Annotated in this window: 13 protein-coding genes; 5 read left to right on the plus strand and 8 right to left on the minus strand. The window is 70.2% G+C overall.

Annotated features, from left to right (window positions below; genetic code table 11):
- Positions 1–11: 11 nt before the first annotated feature.
- Positions 12–659 (minus strand): TetR/AcrR family transcriptional regulator, encoded by a 648-nt coding sequence (locus ADL29_RS02280; protein WP_046925941.1) that lies wholly within the window; start codon positions 657–659, stop codon positions 12–14.
- A 398-nt stretch (positions 660–1,057) separates the two neighbouring features.
- On the opposite strand from ADL29_RS02280, the gene ADL29_RS02285 reads away from it, so the two are divergent.
- The 4 genes from ADL29_RS02285 (at position 1,058) to ADL29_RS02300 (ending at position 5,201) form a co-directional block, all read left to right on the plus strand.
- Positions 1,058–2,026, plus strand: coding sequence for a tetratricopeptide repeat protein (locus tag ADL29_RS02285; protein WP_053922067.1), 969 nt, complete (start codon positions 1,058–1,060; stop codon positions 2,024–2,026).
- A gap of 612 nt (positions 2,027–2,638) precedes the next feature.
- Positions 2,639–3,256 carry a DUF6230 family protein gene (locus ADL29_RS02290; protein WP_053922068.1) on the plus strand — a complete coding sequence of 206 codons (618 nt, stop codon included), beginning with the start codon at positions 2,639–2,641 and terminating at the stop codon, positions 3,254–3,256.
- 132 nt (positions 3,257–3,388) lie between these two features.
- Entirely contained in the window at positions 3,389–3,958 is a 570-nt protein-coding gene (locus ADL29_RS02295) for a DUF6114 domain-containing protein (protein WP_053922069.1), read from the plus strand.
- A gap of 85 nt (positions 3,959–4,043) precedes the next feature.
- Positions 4,044–5,201 carry a hypothetical protein gene (locus ADL29_RS02300; protein ID WP_245689097.1) on the plus strand — a complete coding sequence of 386 codons (1,158 nt, stop codon included), beginning with the start codon at positions 4,044–4,046 and terminating at the stop codon, positions 5,199–5,201.
- Positions 5,202–5,302: 101 nt separating this feature from the next.
- Here the strand turns inward: ADL29_RS02300 and pyk are convergent, their stop codons facing one another.
- From pyk to pta, 3 genes are read right to left on the minus strand one after another with little or no spacing between them, the layout of a single operon-like run.
- Complete coding sequence (gene pyk / locus ADL29_RS02305) at positions 5,303–6,730, minus strand: pyruvate kinase (protein WP_053922071.1); 1,428 nt, start codon at positions 6,728–6,730, stop codon at positions 5,303–5,305.
- 60 nt (positions 6,731–6,790) lie between these two features.
- Entirely contained in the window at positions 6,791–8,026 is a 1,236-nt protein-coding gene (locus ADL29_RS02310) for an acetate kinase (protein WP_053922072.1), read from the minus strand.
- Between the two features lie 29 nt (positions 8,027–8,055).
- On the minus strand, positions 8,056–10,152 hold the full coding sequence (gene pta / locus ADL29_RS02315; RefSeq protein ID WP_053922073.1) for a phosphate acetyltransferase: 2,097 nt from the start codon (positions 10,150–10,152) through the stop codon (positions 8,056–8,058).
- Positions 10,153–10,401: 249 nt separating this feature from the next.
- Here pta and ADL29_RS02320 point away from each other — a divergent pair, with 249 nt between their 5' ends.
- Positions 10,402–11,427, plus strand: a complete 1,026-nt coding sequence (locus ADL29_RS02320) for an ATP-dependent 6-phosphofructokinase (RefSeq protein ID WP_053922074.1) — start codon at positions 10,402–10,404, stop codon at positions 11,425–11,427.
- A 148-nt stretch (positions 11,428–11,575) separates the two neighbouring features.
- Here ADL29_RS02320 and ADL29_RS02325 read toward each other — a convergent pair whose 3' ends face one another.
- The 4 genes from ADL29_RS02325 to ADL29_RS02340 form a co-directional block, all read right to left on the minus strand.
- Positions 11,576–14,140: an ABC transporter permease gene (locus ADL29_RS02325; RefSeq protein WP_053922075.1), complete on the minus strand. Its 2,565-nt coding sequence runs from the start codon at positions 14,138–14,140 to the stop codon at positions 11,576–11,578.
- A 93-nt stretch (positions 14,141–14,233) separates the two neighbouring features.
- Positions 14,234–15,031, minus strand: coding sequence for an ABC transporter ATP-binding protein (locus tag ADL29_RS02330; RefSeq protein WP_053922076.1), 798 nt, complete (start codon positions 15,029–15,031; stop codon positions 14,234–14,236).
- 190 nt (positions 15,032–15,221) lie between these two features.
- Entirely contained in the window at positions 15,222–15,923 is a 702-nt protein-coding gene (locus ADL29_RS02335) for a helix-turn-helix domain-containing protein (RefSeq protein WP_053922077.1), read from the minus strand.
- A gap of 119 nt (positions 15,924–16,042) precedes the next feature.
- On the minus strand, positions 16,043–16,867 hold the full coding sequence (locus ADL29_RS02340) for a carbohydrate ABC transporter permease (RefSeq protein WP_053922078.1): 825 nt from the start codon (positions 16,865–16,867) through the stop codon (positions 16,043–16,045).
- Positions 16,868–16,869: the final 2 nt, after the last annotated feature.

The raw sequence follows: 16,869 nt of genomic DNA on the forward strand, positions 1-16,869 counted from the left end.
CTGGGGCCCCGTCAGCCCAGCCCGACCAGTCCGGTCAGCAGCAGCGTCGAGAAGGAGTGCGCCCAGGCCGGGTCCACCGGCTCGGAGCTGACGAGGGTGCGGTGGACGATCGCGCCGGCGATGACGTCGAAGATCAGGCCGACGGCCTGCGTGGCGGCCAGCGCACCCTCGGCGCCGGGGCTGTCGGGCGGCAGTTCGCCGCGCTGCTGGGCGCGTTCCCGGCCGAGTACGACCAGTCGCTTCTGGCGGTCGACGATCGCCGAGCGGATCCGTTCGCGCAGCGCGTTGTCGGTGGTGGACTCGGCGACCACGGCCATCAGCGCCGTCTTGGTCTCGGGCCGGGCGAGCAGCGCCCCGAACTGGAGGACCACACCCTCGATATCGGATTTCAGACAACCCCGGTCGGGGAGTTCCAGCTCGTCGAAGAGGACCGCCACGGCGTCCACGACGAGCTCGTTCTTGTTGGCCCAGCGGCGGTAGAGCGTGGTCTTGGCGACGCCGGCGCGCGCCGCGACCTCCCCCATGGTGAGCTTCCCCCAGCCCAGGTCGACGAGCGCGGCGCGGGTCGCGTCGAGGATGGCGCGGTCGGCCTCGGCGCTGCGCGGGCGGCCGGTGCGGCCTTTCCGGGGGCTGGTGGAGTCGTGCATGCGGGCGACCATACCGGCCGGTAGCCGGACTGGCGGTGCGGTCCGTGAGGCAGATCACGTCGCGGCGGGCCGAGGCGGGGTGACGGACGGGGGCCGCGGCCAGTTACGCTACGGGTCGTAGCGTAAGAGCTCGCGGGGCAGGGACCCGGCGGGCTCCGGCGCGAGCGGCAACCACAGGCCGTGGGTGGGGACCCACGGCCGGACGAAGCGGTCCTCCTCGGGACCACACGCCGGCCCTCCTCGGGCCGGCACGGGTGCCTACCCGGACGTACGCCGGCAATCCGGCGGGGCGTACGCGCGGCGGGGTGTCCGGCGGGGGCAGGTACGACGGTGCCATCCCGCCGCAAATTCCGCAGCGGTATTTCCGCATCGCTTTTCGGAACAAGGCGCCCAGGGGGGAGGATGGACTCATGCAGCCACGCAACATGTCCATGAGTGGAGTCGTCGACCTCGCAGCGGTGAAGGCGGCCGGGGAAGCCAAGCAGAAGGCCGAGCAGGCGCGCGCCGAGGCGGCCCGCACCGGCCAGGCACCCGCGGGCGGCGCCCGCCTGGTGTTCGACGTCGATGAGGCGGGGTTCCAGCAGGACGTCCTGCAGCGCTCCACCGAGGTCCCGGTCGTCATCGACTTCTGGGCCGAGTGGTGCGAGCCGTGCAAGCAGCTGGGTCCGCTGCTGGAGCGCCTCGCGACCGAGTACGCCGGCAAGTTCGTGCTGGCCAAGATCGACGTCGACGCCAACCAGATGCTCTTCCAACAGTTCGGGGTGCAGGGCATTCCGGCCGTCTTCGCGGTCGTCGCCGGCCAGCCCATCCCGCTGTTCCAGGGCGCGGCCCCCGAGGCGCAGATCCGGCAGGTGCTGGACCAGCTGGTGCAGGCCGCCGAGCAGCAGTTCGGCATCGTGGGCGCGCCGGTCGACGCCCAGGCCGCGGGCGAGCAGGCGGCGGAGAAGCCGGCGCCCGCCGGTCCCTACGACGCGCTGCTGGAGGCGGCGAGCCAGGCGCTGGACTCCGGCGATCTGGGCGGCGCCGTCCAGGCGTACAAGAACGTCCTCGCCGACGACCCGGCCCACCCGGAGGCCAAGCTGGGGCTGTCCCAGGCCGAGCTGCTGCGGCGGGTGCAGGACCTGGACCCGCAGGCGGTGCGCAAGGAGGCCGCGGACAGCCCGGCGGATGTCGCGGCGCAGATCCGCGCCGCCGACCTCGATCTGGTCGGCGGGCATGTCGAGGACGCCTTCGGGCGGCTGGTCGACACCGTGAAGCGGACCGCCGGTGACGACCGGGAGGCCGCGCGGGTGCGGCTGCTGGAGCTGTTCGAGGTCATCGGTGCGGAGGATCCGCGGGTGACCGCGGCGCGTACGGCCCTGGCCCGCGTGCTGTTCTGACGCCCCCTCTTCCCCCGCCCCGCGGCTGACCTTCACAGATCCCGCGGGGTGTCTCGGCAAACGGAATGGCGCCTGCGTTTTACCAAATCTTGGTAATCGCAGGCGCTGTTACTTGGAGTAAATCCGGTGGGCCGTCTTGCGGCGTTGTGCCCGTAATTGACCGATGTCCCGTCGCGGCCGGGGCGACCGTGTGTGGCCGTTCGGTATCAGTGGGTCGCGGCTCGGTTATCGGTCCGTTACCCGCAAGTAACGAGCCCCTTGTGCGGCGGCCTCGAATGCACGACGATCGGCCACGCTCGGTCCCTTCCCGCAGCCCGGCATCCGGTTGGTGCCGCGGGTACTTGGGTCCCCACCGAGTGGCCGGCGGCAGTGAGCGCCGGCCGCGGACAGGGGGGTCTCTGCCCCATCCGGCAGGGCCTGTCCGGTGAGGTTGCGCGAGAGCGTGGCCAGTGGTTGTCGCTCGGGGGTGATCGCCGGTAATCGGAACGCACAGCGCCTCCGAGGACGGGCGCTCTCCTTCCCGAGGACGTAGCACTTCTCCCATCCCAGGTGCGGCTGCCCTCAACTTCGAGGGCGGGTACCGGAGATGTACGTCCGAGAAGGAGGAAAGTCATGGAGTCCCTGGCTCGTGGCGGGACCAGATGGAAGCGGTTCGCCGTCGTCATGGTGCCGAGCGTTGCCGCGACGGCCGCGATCGGTGTCGCCCTCTCGCAGGGTGCGCTCGCGGCGTCGTTCAGCGTGTCCGGCCAGCAGTTCAAGGTCGCCACCGACCGCCTGGACGGCACCGGATTCGTTCAGTACGGAGCCGTTGACGCACAGAAGGACGGCAAGACCGTCCCGGTGGCGGTCTCGGCGTTCTCGAACGCCAAGATCCACAACCTGTGCCAGTCCGTCGTCGTGCCGGTCCCGGTGTTCGGCGATGTGTCGATGAAGCTGACGGCCGGCGGCGGCAGCACGCCGGTGGAGGCGAAGAACCTCTACATCGACCTGGACCAGCTCAAGGCGGACGCGACCTTCAACAACATCAACATCGGTGTTGCTGCGGGCTCGACGTCCAAGGGCCCCGGCATCAAGAAGGGTGACAAGGCCGACCCCGGTTCGTTCGCCCAGGAAGCCGACTCGGCCACGCTGACCCACGTCCAGCAGCGTGCCTGGGCCACCTCGGCCGGCACGTTCAAGCTCAGCGGCCTCAAGATGAGCGTCAGCAAGGGCAAGAACGAGTGCTACTGACGCACTGAGCGTGCGGGTGCGGGGCGAGCTGTACGGCGTTCCTGGCCGTGCCCCGTACCCGTACGCCGGTTGCGCCACGTAGGCACTCCCGCTCAGTACCACCGATTTGCCAGTCCCGAGGAGCTGTACAACATGAGCGCCGACACGCGACCACGGCTGATCGAGACCATCGGCCACAAGCGCCTTTCGTTCCGGGAGTGGCGCGGCCGCCGCCCGTACTGGGGCGGCCTGCTGACTGTGCTCGGCGGGGTCCCGATCATGTACTTCCCTTACGCGCATCTCTCGCTCGGTGGCATGACCCTCAGCATGGCGACCACCGCCGGCGCCGGCTCGCTGATCATCGGCGTACTGCTGGTCGTGCTCGGTCTCACCATGTGGTTCCAGCCCGTCTCGCGTGTCTTCGCGGGTGTGGCGGCGATTCTGCTCTCCCTGGTTTCACTGGTCGTCTCGAACTTCGGCGGCTTCCTGGCCGGCTACCTGATGGGGCTGATCGGCGGCGCGCTGGCCGTGGCCTGGGCGCCGGGCAAGCCACAGGCCGAGGGCGACGCCGGTGAGCCGGCCCGCGAGGTGATCGCCGGACCGGTGGTCGCCACGAACCCCGCACCGGCCACCGGTGGCGGTTCCGGGTCGGGCTTCGGACTGGACGACCTGTCAGGAACGAGCCCGACCAACGGAACGAACGGGAGGCACCGTGCCGGGTGACGAGCTGCACGAAAACGCAGCCGCCGGGCCGAGAACCGGGCCGCGGCACGCGGCGCCGAGGAAGCCGCTGCTGACTCGGCTCCACGTGCCCGCGGGCAAGGCCATAGCCATCGCCGCCATGCCGTCCGCCGTGCTCATGGGTATGGGGCTCACGCCCCAGATGGCGATCGCGAAGTCGGCGCCGCCCAAGAGCCCCTTCAAGGACGGCCCGTGCGTCACTGCCCCGGACAAGACGGACGGGAAGGACGCCAAGGCCAAGGAGGAGGCGAAGGACAAGCCGGACGCGAAGCCGTCCGCCAAGCCTTCCCCCTCGCCCACCAAGGACGCGGCCAAGACGCCGGATCCCACGCCGTCCGAGTCCCAGAAGACCGACCAGCCGTCGAGCTCCCCGAGCCCGTCGCCGTCGGCCTCCGAGGAGAAGAAGGACGACGGGGGAGTGCTGGGCGGCATCAGTGATGCGCTCGGCGGCCTCTTGGGCGGCGACAAGTCCGAGGAGGAGGAGCCGGCTGCTTCGCCGAGCCCCTCGCCGTCCGCATCCGCGTCCCAGGACGCCACGCCGACGGACTCCGCGTCCAAGGACTCAGGGTCCGACGGATCCGCGACCGACAAGATCACCCAGCCGGTCAAGGACACCGTCGAGCATGTGACGAACAACGGCGATGCCGGCAAGACGGTCAACGACACCGTCCACGGCGGCATCGGCACGGTGGACAACGCCCTGCCGGGCGGCGGTCTCGACGGCAAGGACGCCAGCGGCAAGAAGTCCTTCCCCTGCGTCGTCGAGAACAAGCAGAAGGGCAAGGACGAGCAGACGCCCGTCACCCTGCCCGACGACCCCTGGCACCTCGAGTCCAGCGGGCTCACGCTGCGCGGTCTGAACTACGAGGGCGTCGTCAATGTCACGACGCAGGGCGGCCGTACCAAGCAGGCCCTGAAGTTCACGGCCGACAGCATCGACATCGCCGATCTCCACCAGATCGTCGACGACCCGACGTCCGGCAAGCACTACCACGTCCGGTCGACACCGGGGTCCACGTCCACGATCCGCGGCGGCAAGGTGACGATGTACACCGAGCGGCTGCAGGGCAATCTCTTCGGACTGATCCCGATCGTCTTCGATCCCGAGCACCCGCCGCCGATCAATGTCCCGTTCGCGTACTTCACCAAGGTGAAGATCGACCAGGCGGGCCAGTTCGGCGGCAATCTCCACGTCCCGGGCATGAACGTGTCCATCGAGGACTGACCGGAGAACCACCCGGCCCGAGCCTTACCGGGAGCCGCAGAAACGGCTGTGGGCCGCCCCTCCCAGGAGGGGCGGCCCACAGCCGTTTCACGTACCGGGTGTCAGGCGCTCTGGCCGCCCAGGTGGTGCACCCGCACCATGTTGGTGGTGCCGGGGACACCGGGGGGCGAACCGGCGGTGATCAGCATGGTGTCGCCCTTGCTGTAGCGCTGGAGCTTGAGCAGCTCGGCGTCCACCAGGTCGACCATCGCGTCGGTGTTGTCGACATGCGGTACCACGAAGGCGTCCACGCCCCAGCTCAGCGCCAGCTGGTTACGGGTGGAGACATCGGTGGTGAAGGCCAGGATCGGCTGCGCGGCCCGGTAGCGGGACAGGCGGCGGGCGGTGTCACCGGACTTGGTGAAGGCCACCAGCGCCTTGCCGTTCAGGAAGTCCGCCATCTCGCAGGCCGCACGGGCCACCGCGCCGCCCTGCGTACGCGGCTTCTTGCCGGGCACCAGCGGCTGCAGGCCCTTGGACAGCAGCTCTTCCTCGGCCGCCTCGACGATCTTCGACATCGTCTTGACGGTTTCGATCGGGTACTGCCCCACGGACGATTCCGCGGAGAGCATCACCGCGTCGGCGCCGTCGAGGATGGCGTTGGCGACGTCGGACGCCTCGGCGCGGGTCGGCCGGGAGTTGGTGATCATCGACTCCATCATCTGGGTCGCCACGATCACCGGCTTGGCGTTCCGCCGGCACATCTCCACCAGGCGCTTCTGCACCATCGGGACCTTCTCCAGCGGATACTCCACCGCCAGGTCACCGCGGGCCACCATCACCGCGTCGAAGGCCATCACGACCTCCTGCATGTTGGCCACCGCCTGCGGCTTCTCCACCTTGGCGATGACCGGCACCCGGCGGCCGACCTCGTCCATGACGCGGTGGACGTCCTGCACGTCCTTGGCGTCCCGGACGAAGGACAGCGCGACCATGTCGCAGCCCATGTTCAGGGCGAACTTCAGGTCCTCGATGTCCTTCTCGGACAGCGCGGGGACGTTCACCGCGGCGCCGGGCAGGTTGATGCCCTTGTGGTCGGAGATGACCCCGCCCTCGATGACGATGGTGCGCACCCGCGGGCCGTCGACCTCGACGACCTGGAGGGCCACGTTGCCGTCGTTGATCAGGACCGGGTCGCCCTTCGAGACATCGCCGGGCAGGCCCTTGTAGGTCGTCCCGCAGATGGTCTTGTCGCCGGGCACGTCCTCGGTGGTGATGACGAACTCGTCGCCGCGCACCAGCTCCACCGGGCCGTCGGCGAAGGTCTCCAGACGGATCTTGGGGCCCTGGAGGTCGGCCAGCACGCCGATGGCGCGGCCGGTCTCCTCCTGGGCCTTGCGGAGGCGGTGGTACCGCTCCTCGTGCTCCGAGTGGGTCCCGTGGCTCATGTTGAAACGGGCCACGTTCATACCGGCTTCGATCAGTGTCTTGAGCTGATCGAAGGAGTCAACGGCAGGGCCCAGGGTGCAGACGATTTTGGAACGGCGCATGGCTAAATCCTATCGGTTTGTTTCGGAGCGGAATATTCCGGTGGGCGGAAACACCAACTTCTAGGCGTTGACCAGGGCGTATGTCTGCTGGGCGATCTCCAGTTCCTCGTCGGTGGGTACCACGGCGACCGCGACCCGGGCATAGTCGGGCGAGATCAGCCGGGGCTCGTCGGACCGTACGGCGTTGCGCGCGGCGTCCACCGCCATGCCCATCTCCTCCAGACCGGCGATGGCGGCCTCCCGCACCGGGGCGGCGTTCTCGCCGACGCCCGCGGTGAAGGCCACCGCGTCGACCTTGCCGAGCACCGCGCTGTAGGCGCCGATGTACTTCTTCAGCCGGTGGATGTAGATGTCGAAGGCGAGCCGGGCGCGCTCGTCACCCTCGTCGATCCGGCGGCGGATCTCCCGCATGTCGTTGTCGCCGCACAGCCCGATCAGGCCGCTCTTCTTGTTGAGCAGGACGTCCACCTCGTCCTCGTCCATCCCCGCCACCCGCTTGAGGTGGAAGGTGACCGCCGGGTCGATGTCACCGGAGCGGGTGCCCATGACCAGGCCCTCCAGCGGGGTCAGCCCCATGGAGGTGTCCACACAGCGGCCGCCGGCCACCGCGGAGGCCGAGGCGCCGTTGCCCAGATGCAGGACGATCACATTGACCTCCTCCGGCGCCTTGCCCAGGAGCTCCGCCGTCTTGCGGGAGACATAGGCGTGCGAGGTGCCGTGGAAGCCGTAGCGGCGGATGCGGTGCGCGTCGGCGGTCTCGACGTCGATGGCGTAGCGGGCCGCGTACTCCGGCATCGTGGTGTGGAACGCGGTGTCGAAGACCGCGACCTGCGGCAGGTCGGGGCGCAGCGCCTGGGCGGTCCTGATGCCGGTGATGTTGGCGGGGTTGTGCAGCGGGGCGACCGGCACCAGCCGCTCGATCTCCTCGAGCACCGCCTCGTCGATCACGGTCGGCGCGGTGAACTTCAGCCCGCCGTGCACCACCCGGTGGCCGATCGCGGCCAGCTCCGGCGAGTCCAGCCCGAGCCCGTCGGCGGTCAGCTCCGCGGCGACGGCCTTCAGCGCGGCCTCGTGGTCGGCTATCGGGCCCTCGGTCTCGCGCTTGGCACCGCCGGTGGCGAGCGGGGTGTGCGCCAGACGCGAGGTCTCCTCCCCGATCCGCTCCACCAGGCCGACGGCGAGCCGGCCCGCGGCGGAGCCGCTCTTCGACTCCGTGTCGCTCATGTCGAGCAGCTGGTACTTCACCGACGAGGAGCCGGAGTTCAGGACGAGGACGCGGGTGGCAGTGGCAGACATGTACAGCTTTCCGGTGAGAGGGGACGGGCTCAGGCGGTGTGTCCGGCGCCGGGCCGGGCGCCCTGTGCCTGGATGGCCGTGATGGCGACGGTGTTGACGATGTCCTGTACGAGGGCGCCGCGCGAGAGGTCGTTGACGGGCTTGCGCAGACCCTGCAGGACCGGGCCGACGGCGACCGCGCCCGCCGAGCGCTGGACGGCCTTGTAGGTGTTGTTGCCGGTGTTGAGGTCCGGGAAGATCAGCACGGTGGCCTTGCCGGCGACGTCGGAGTCGGGCAGCTTCGTGCGCGCGACCGCCGCGTCCACCGCCGCGTCGTACTGGATCGGCCCCTCGACCAGCAGATCCGGCCGCAGCTCGCGCACGAGCTCGGTCGCCTTGCGGACCTTGTCCACATCCGCGCCGGAGCCGGAGGTGCCGGTGGAGTACGACAGCATCGCGATCCGCGGCTCGACGCCGAACTGCGCGGCCGTGGTGGCCGACTGGATGGCGATGTCCGCCAGCTGCTCGGCGTCGGGGTCGGGGTTGACCGCGCAGTCGCCGTAGACCAGGACACGGTCGGCCAGGCACATGAAGAAGACAGACGACACGATCTGCGCGCCCGGCTTCGTCTTGATGATCTCGAAGGCCGGGCGGATGGTGGCGGCGGTGGAGTGGACGGCTCCCGACACCATGCCGTCGGCCAGCCCCTCCTGCACCATCAGCGTGCCGAAGTACGAGACATCCGCGACCACGTCGTACGCCAGCTCGTAGCTGACGCCCTTGTGGGCGCGCAGCTTCGCGTACCGCTCGGCGAACCGTTCACGCAGCTCGGAGGTCTGCGGGTCGATGATCTGCGCGCCGGCCAGGTCGATGGCCAGGTCGGCGGCGCGCTTGCGGATCGACTCCTCCTCGCCCAGCAGCGTCAGATCGCAGACATCGCGGCGCAGCAGCACATCGGCGGCGCGCAGCACCCGCTCCTCGCTGCCCTCGGGCAGCACGACGCGGCGGCGGCCGGAGCGGGAGCGCTCGATCAGCTCGTGTTCGAACATCATCGGCGTGACCCGGCCGGAGCGGGCGACGGAGATGCGGTTCGTCAGCTCCACGGTGTCCACATGCCGCTCGAACAGGCCGAGCGCGGTCTCCGCCTTGCGCGGCGAGGCGGCATTGAGCTTGCCCTCGATGGCGAACAGCTCACCCGCGGTCGGGAAGGACCCGCCGGGTACGGAGACGACCGGGGTGCCCGGGGCGAGCCGCTCGGCCAGCGCCATGATGTCCGGGCCGGGCCGCTCGTCGAGGGTGAGCACCACACCGGCGATCGGCGGGGCGCCGGCGCTGTGCGCGGCGAGCGAGCCGATGACCAGGTCGGCCCGGTCGCCGGGGGTGACCACCAGGCAGCCGGGGGTGAGCGCCTTGAGGAAGGTCGGCAGCATGGCGCCGCCGAAGACGAAGTCCCGGGCGTCCCGGGCGAGGCCCGAGTCGTCGCCGAGCAGGACCTCGGCGCCGAGGGTGTGCACGATCTGGCCGACGGTCGGCGCGGAGAGCGAGCCGTCCTCGGGGAGCGCGTAGCAGGGCACCGGGAGGCGGGCGGCGAGCCGTTCGACGATGGCGGTGCGCAGCTCGGGGGCGACCCGGTTGGCGACCATGGCGACGACATCGCAGCCCAGCGAGTGGTAGGCGCGGTAGGCGTTGCGGACCTCGGCGCGCACCGACTCCGCGTCCTGGCCCTGGCCGCCGACCACGGGCAGCACCGCGGCGCCGAATTCGTTGGCGAGCCGGGCGTTGAGGGCCAGCTCGGCCGGGAGGTTGGTGTCGGCGTAGTCCGAGCCGAGGACCAGGACGTACTCGTACTCCCGGGCCACCGCGTGGAAGCGGTCGACGAGCCGGGAGACCAGCTCGTCGGTGCCGCGCTCGGCCTGGAGGGTGGCGGCCTCCGCATAACCGATGCCGTAGACGGTGTCGGCGGACTGGGTGAGCCGGTAGCGTGCCCGCAGCAGGTCGAACAGCCGGTCGGGCCCGTTGTCGTGGACCAGCGGGCGGAAGACGCCCACCCGGTCGACATGGCGGGTCAGGAGCTCCATGACCCCCAGCTCGATGACCTGGCGGCCGTCGCCGCGGTCGATCCCGGTCACGTACACGCTGCGCGTCACGCGTGCTCTCCGTCCCTCGCGTTGTGGGTGAGCCGCGGTGTGACTCACACGATCAAAATTAGCCGATATGGTGGGCGTGCCCCTCTTGACAATACCTGCGCGGATGGTTAAGCCGCTCTCCCAGTCTCCCTGAGGGCCGGGCGGGGAGACGGCACGGGGTGGCCCGCGAGGTGCGCGCGGGGCGGTGGGACCGTGAAACAATCGGACCGGCTCACAAGAACCAACAGCGAGCACAGGAGACACAGCACGATGCGTATCGGAGTCCTCACCGCAGGCGGCGACTGCCCCGGCCTGAATGCTGTGATCCGGTCTGTTGTCCACCGCGCCCTCACCGGCCACGGCGACGAGGTCATCGGTTTCGAGGACGGCTTCGCCGGTCTGCTCGACGGCCGCTTCCGCAAGCTCGACCTCGAGGCGGTCAGCGGCATCCTCGCCCGCGGCGGCACCATCCTCGGCTCGTCCCGGCTCGAGCGGGCCCGGCTCCGCGAGGCCTGCGAGGACGCCAAGGACCACTCCAAGGACTACGGCATCGACGTCCTGATCCCGATCGGCGGCGAGGGCACCCTCACCGCCGCCCGGATGCTGTCGGACGCCGGGCTGCCCGTCGTCGGTGTGCCCAAGACCATCGACAACGACATCTCCTCCACCGACCGCACCTTCGGCTTCGACACCGCCGTCGGCGTTGCGACCGAGGCCATCGACCGCCTCAAGACCACCGCGGAATCGCACCAGCGGGTCATGGTCGTCGAGGTCATGGGCCGGCACGCGGGCTGGATCGCGCTGGAGTCCGGGATGGCCGGCGGCGCCCACGGCATCTGCCTGCCGGAGCGGGGATTCGATGTCAACGACCTGGTCGCGATGGTCGAGGAACGCTTCGCCCGGGGCAAGAAGTTCGCCGTGATCTGCGTCGCCGAGGGCGCGCACCCGGCCCCCGGCACCATGGACTACAAGAAGGGCGCCATCGACCAGTACGGCCATGAGCGCTTCTCCGGTATCGGCACCGCCCTCGCCCATGAGCTGGAGAAGCGCCTGGGCAAGGAGGCCCGCCCGGTCATCCTCGGCCATGTCCAGCGCGGCGGCACCCCCACCGCTTACGACCGGGTCCTCGCCACCCGCTTCGGCTGGCACGCCGTCGAGGCCGCCCACCGCGGCGACTTCGGCAAGATGACCGCGCTGCGCGGTACGGACATCACGATGGTGCCCCTGGCCGACGCGGTCACCGAGCTGAAGACCGTCCCCGCGAACCGCATGGACGAGGCCGAGTCGGTCTTCTGACCCCACGTCACCGAAGGCCGTCGTACGGAAAGCGACCGTACGGAGGCCGCGGTACGGAAACCGCTGTACAGAAGGCGGCGCGCCGGTGGGCGCGCCGCCTTCTGGTGCGTTACGGGCCCGCCGCTTCACGGGCCCGGTGCCTTACGGCCTACTGCGCGCCGATGGCCTCCAGCATGTTCAGCCGGGCCGCCCGGCGGGCCGGCCACAGGGCCGCCAGCACGCCCACGACCAGCGCGATCAGCAGGAACAGGCCGAGCCGGCCCCAGGGCAGCACCATCTCGTACGTGGGGAACGACGACCCGACCAGGCTGCCGCCGGCCCAGGCCAGGAAGATCCCCACGCCGATGCCGAGCACCGCGCCGAACAGCGAGATGACCACCGACTCCAGCCGGACCATCTGCTTGATGCCGCTGCGCGCCAGCCCGATGGCGCGCAGCATCCCTATCTCCCGGGTCCGCTCGAACACCGACATCGCCAGGGTGTTGACGACGCCGACCACCGCGATGATGACGGCCATGCCCAGCAGCCCGTAGACCATGTTCAGAACGGTGTCGATCTGCTTGGCGTTCTCCTTGCGCATGTCGTCCTGGCTCTGGATCTTCAGCAGCGGGCTGTCACCGAGGGCGTGCCGGATCTCCTTGACCAGCGCATCGGAAGCGCCGTTGGTCGCCTTGACCAGCAGTTCGTCGTCCTTGACCCGATCCATGTGCGGGGTGGCCAGGGACAGATCGGCGATGGCGTCGCCGAGCGCCTCGTTGTCCGCATAGATGGCGGCGATCTTCAGCTTCGTCTTCTTCTTGTCATTGAACTCGGCGTCCACCACGTCACCGGCGTGCCAGCCACGCTGCTTGGCCCAGCTCTGCGAGACCGCGATACCGTCACCCCCGACGGATTTCAACGAACCCTGCTTGAAGGTGAGTTGGGTGACCTTGTCGACCTGTGTGAGGTCGGTGCCGCGGACAACGCCGAAGCCTCCGCCGCTGCCGATGACCGTCTCGCGGAACGGGACCATCGCCGCCACGCCCGGAACCTTCGCCACCTTCTTGGACAGTTCGGGGTCCAGACCGGTGAACGTCGACGTCGCGATCTTGTAGTCGGCCGTCAGGCCGGTGGCGGCCATCTTGTCCATGCCCCGCTGCGCGGAGTGCCCGACGACCGTCATCCCGGTGATCAGGGTGAGACCGATCATCAGCGCGGACGCGGTGGCGGCCGTACGGCGCGGATTGCGCAGCGCGTTCTCCTTGGCCAGCTTGCCGCCGATGCCGAACAGCCGGGTGGTGACCAGCCCGGCCAGCGAGACCAGCGGCCGGGACAGCAGCGGCGCCAGGATGATCACGCCGGTCAGCGTGAGCATCGAGCCCGCCATGGCGATCGGCAGATCGTCGCCGGACTTCAGGGTCGAGACATAGAGCATGACCGCGACGCCCAGGCCGCCGATCACCGCGCCGATGGAGTTGCGGATGACCAGACTGCGCGGTGCGGCCGGCGCCTCGACGGTGCTCAGCGCCTCGACCGGCGCGATCTTCGCGGCCTTACGGGACGGCAGCCAGGCGGCCAGTACGGTCACCACGACACCGACACCGAGCGCGGCCAGGACCGTGGCCGGGCGGATGACGACCGGCCCGTCCGGGAAGCCCGCGCCGTTGGCATCCAGCACCGCACGCAGACCGACCGCGATACCCGCGCCCAGCGCGAATCCGACGACGGAGGAGATCAGGCCCAGCAGACCTGCCTCGGCCAGCACCGAGCGGACCACCTGCCGGCGCGAGGCGCCGACCGCGCGCAGCAGCGCGATTTCGCGGCTGCGCTGGGATATGAGCATGGTGAAGGTGTTGGCGATGATGAACACCCCGACGAACAGGGCGATCCCGGCGAAGGTCAGCAGGGTCTTGCTCAGCGCGCTGTTCTGCTCGGCGATCATCCTGGCCTGCTGGGAGGCGAGTTCGGCGCCGCTGGTCGCCTCGGCGCGGCCCTTGGGCAGGACGTCTCGGACCTTTGCGGTCAGTGCCCGCTCGTCGGTGCCGGGGGTGGCCGCCACCACCAGCTCGTCGAACTGCCCGGGGTGCAGATACATCTTCTGCGCGGTCGCGGTGTCGAACAGCGCCAGGCTGCCGCCCGCGGTCACCTGCGGATCGTCGGACGCGACGATCCCGACCAGCTTCTTCTTCAGCACCGGCCCGTCGGTCGCGAACCGCACGGTGTCCCCGACGCGGTACCCGGCGGCCTCGGCCGTGCTCTCGGCCAGCGCCATCTCGCCCGCACCGGCCGGACCGCGCCCCTGCACCAGCGGATAGCGGCTGTCCTTGCCGTCCTTCCCCGGCTGGTAGTTGACCGCGCGGTTCTGCCAGCCGTTGCCGATGGGCTGGTCGTCCTTTCCCGCGAGGGTCGCCTCGCCGGTGACATCGGACCGTACGGAGGCCACCCCGGGCAGCGCGCGGATCCGGTCCGCCAGCTTGTCGTCGAGGGCGGTGGCCCGCTTGCCGTCCTTGCCCGCGTCGACGGCATCGGGCGCTTCGGGGGCGTCGTTGGCGGCCTGGACGGAGACGGCCACGTCCTTGAGGTTCTTGGCCGAGGCGTTCTTGACGGCCTCGCCGACGGTGTCGCTGAAGATCAGGGTGCCGGCGACGAAGGCGACGCCGAGCAGGACCGCGAGCGCGGTCATCATCAATCGGGCTTTGTGCGCAAGGACGTTGCGCAGGGCGGTTCGCAGCATGGTGGTGGTGTCAGTCCTGGAGTCAGATGGCTCTGGATTACGGAGGGAACGGGACGGCGGGGCGCATCGCGCCGGCGGGGAGGGCCCGGGGCGTCAGCTCGTACGGCCCTTGGCCTCGAAGAGCCGCATCCGGTCCAGGACGGCGTCGGCGGTCGGGTCGTACAGCTCCTCGACTATGCGGCCGTCGGCGAGGAAGACCACCCGGTCGGCATAGCTCGCGGCGACCGGGTCATGCGTGACCATCACCACTGTCTGCTGCATCGCCCGCACCGACTCGCGCAGAAAGCCCAGCACCTCGGCGCCGGACCGGGAGTCGAGATTGCCGGTCGGCTCGTCCGCGAAGATGATCTCCGGCTGGGCGGCCAGCGCCCGCGCCACCGCCACCCGCTGCTGCTGACCGCCCGACAGCTGCGCCGGCCGGTGCGCCAGCCGCCCGGACAGGCCGACCGTCTCGATGACCCTGCTCAGCCACTCCTTTTCGGGCCGGCGGCCCGCGATGTCCATCGGCAGCGTGATGTTCTCCAGCGCGGTCAGCGTCGGCAGCAGATTGAACGCCTGGAAGATGAAGCCGATCTTGTCCCGGCGCAGCCGGGTCAGCTGCCGGTCGTTCAGCGACGCCAGCTCGACGTCGCCGATCCGTGCGGAGCCCGACGAGATCCCGTCCAGCCCCGCCATGCAGTGCATCAGCGTGGACTTGCCGGAGCCGGACGGGCCCATGATCGCGGTGAAGCGGGCCTTGCCGAACTCGACGGAGACGGAGTCCAGCGCGACCACGCGCGTCTCGCCCTCGCCGTAGACCTTGCTCAGGTCACTGGCACGGGCGGCGACAGCCGCGGCGGCGCGGGCGGAGGAAGCGGGGGAACCGGGGAAGGCGGCGGCCGCGTGGGACACGGGGACTCCTGACGGGAACAGTCGGAAAGGGACGGTCGTGGTGATGTCCCTATTCTCGAATCCGCAGGTCAGCCGGACGTCAACCCCAGGTTCCCAATACCGGCTCGGCAGGAAGTGCTACGTCCGCCCCCACGTCATACCGTGGGTGGACCCGGGCCGGAACCTCAGGCCGACGCGCCGCCCGCGGACCCTACCGCTCGATCCGCTCCCAGAACTCCGCCAGGAGCCTCGCCAGGAACGCGCGCCCCGCCTCGCCGGCCTCTTCGGCGCCGCCCCCGCCGCCCCAGTTCAGCGTCCCGGCCATGCCCGCCTGATACTCGCCGTGCAGCTCCTGCAGCACCTCCTGGATCCGTTCCTTGGGCGCCGGTACGACCTTGCCGACCGGCCGCACATACGCCTGCCACCGCGTGGTGACGGCGCTGGTCAGCAGCTCGGTCAGCTTCTCGTCCCGCCCGGTGAACCGCACCAGCGCGGCCGACGGCAGCCGGAGCACCTCGCCGAGCGCCGCAGCCTGCCGGTCGTTGCCGGTCCATTTCCCGCCGTCCTCCAGCCGCTCGTACGCCCGCCGGTCCATACCGATCTCGCGCGCCAGATCGTCCGCCGCGAGCCCCTGCGCCAGCCGGTACTCGCGCAGCGTCCCGGGCGCTCCCAGCAGCTCCCCGGGCGCACACCACAGCGCACCCGCCAGCGCGGTCAGCTCCGCATCGGTGGGGGCGCTCTCGCCCGCCTCCCACGCCGCCACCGTGGCGGGCGGCACCCGCAGCCCGTAGGCGGCCGCCATCCCGTACGCCACATGGGCGGGCGTCATGCCGAGGGCTTCGCGGAGCCGGCGGGCGGCCTCGGCGTTGAAAGGGGGCCTGTGGGGCTCCTGGACGTGCGTGTTCACGGGCACACGGTAAGTGACCTGGGGCTTTCGCACCTATTGGGTATATGAACAAGTTGTTAACTCATAGCTTCGTACGGGTGCAGCAAGAGATCGCTCCGCCCCGGCCCCCGGGTCCGCCGCGCCCGCTACCCCTTCACCGCTCCGCCCAGCGCGACCCCGCCGCCCAGCCGCCGCGCGATCAGCACGTACAGCATGATCACCGGCGTCGAGTACAGCAGGGAGAACGCGGCCAGCTCCCCGAAGGCCACGCTGCCCTTGCTGCCGAAGAAGGTGAAGACGCTGACGGACGCGGGCAGCTGCTCGGGGGAGAGCAGCAGCATGAAGGGGACGAAGAAATTGCCCCACATCATGATGAAGGTGTAGACGGTCACGACCGCGAGACCGGGGCCCATCAGGGGCAGGACGATCCGCAGCAGCGTCTGCGGCCAGGAGGCGCCGTCCGTCCAGGCGGCCTCCTCCAGAGCCTTCGGCACCCCGTCCATGAAGTTCTTCATCAGCCAGATGGCGAACGGCAGTTGGGAGGCGGCCAGGAAGAGGGCGGTGCCGTACCTCGTGTCGATCAGGTTGACCTGCACGAACAGGCCGTAGACCGGGACCATGACCGCGGTGATCGGTAGACAGGTCGCGAACAGCAGGGTCAGCAGGTACGGGCGGCTGAAGCGGGCGCGGAAACGGGAGAGCGGATAGGCGGCCGGCGCCGCGCAGACGACCGTGATCAGGGTGGCCCCGCCGCACAGCAGCAGACTGTTGAGCATCGGCGTGAAGGTGATCTCGTCGGTCAGGACCGCCGAGAAGTTGTGCAGGGTGGGCGGCTTCGGGAGCCGTACGCGCAGCGTCGCCTCGGCGTTCACGGAGGACAGGACGAGCCAGACCAGAGGGAGCGCGAAGGCCGCGGCCACCACCAGCAGGGCGGCGTCGGCGGCGAGCCGGCGGCGGGTACGGCGGGACATCA

This window comes from Streptomyces chattanoogensis, from assembly GCF_001294335.1.
In the GTDB taxonomy this organism is placed as follows: domain Bacteria; phylum Actinomycetota; class Actinomycetes; order Streptomycetales; family Streptomycetaceae; genus Streptomyces; species Streptomyces chattanoogensis.

Coding starts and splice junctions, on each gene's coding strand:
- ADL29_RS02280 (WP_046925941.1), bottom strand. CDS start 659: ATGGTCGCCCGCATGCACGACTCCACCAGCCCCCGGAAAGGCCGCACC.
- ADL29_RS02340 (WP_053922078.1), bottom strand. CDS start 16,867: ATGTCCCGCCGTACCCGCCGCCGGCTCGCCGCCGACGCCGCCCTGCTG.
- ADL29_RS02320 (WP_053922074.1), top strand. CDS start 10,402: ATGCGTATCGGAGTCCTCACCGCAGGCGGCGACTGCCCCGGCCTGAAT.
- ADL29_RS02285 (WP_053922067.1), top strand. CDS start 1,058: ATGCAGCCACGCAACATGTCCATGAGTGGAGTCGTCGACCTCGCAGCG.
- pyk (WP_053922071.1), bottom strand. CDS start 6,730: ATGCGCCGTTCCAAAATCGTCTGCACCCTGGGCCCTGCCGTTGACTCC.
- ADL29_RS02295 (WP_053922069.1), top strand. CDS start 3,389: ATGAGCGCCGACACGCGACCACGGCTGATCGAGACCATCGGCCACAAG.
- ADL29_RS02310 (WP_053922072.1), bottom strand. CDS start 8,026: ATGTCTGCCACTGCCACCCGCGTCCTCGTCCTGAACTCCGGCTCCTCG.
- ADL29_RS02290 (WP_053922068.1), top strand. CDS start 2,639: ATGGAGTCCCTGGCTCGTGGCGGGACCAGATGGAAGCGGTTCGCCGTC.
- ADL29_RS02325 (WP_053922075.1), bottom strand. CDS start 14,140: ATGCTGCGAACCGCCCTGCGCAACGTCCTTGCGCACAAAGCCCGATTG.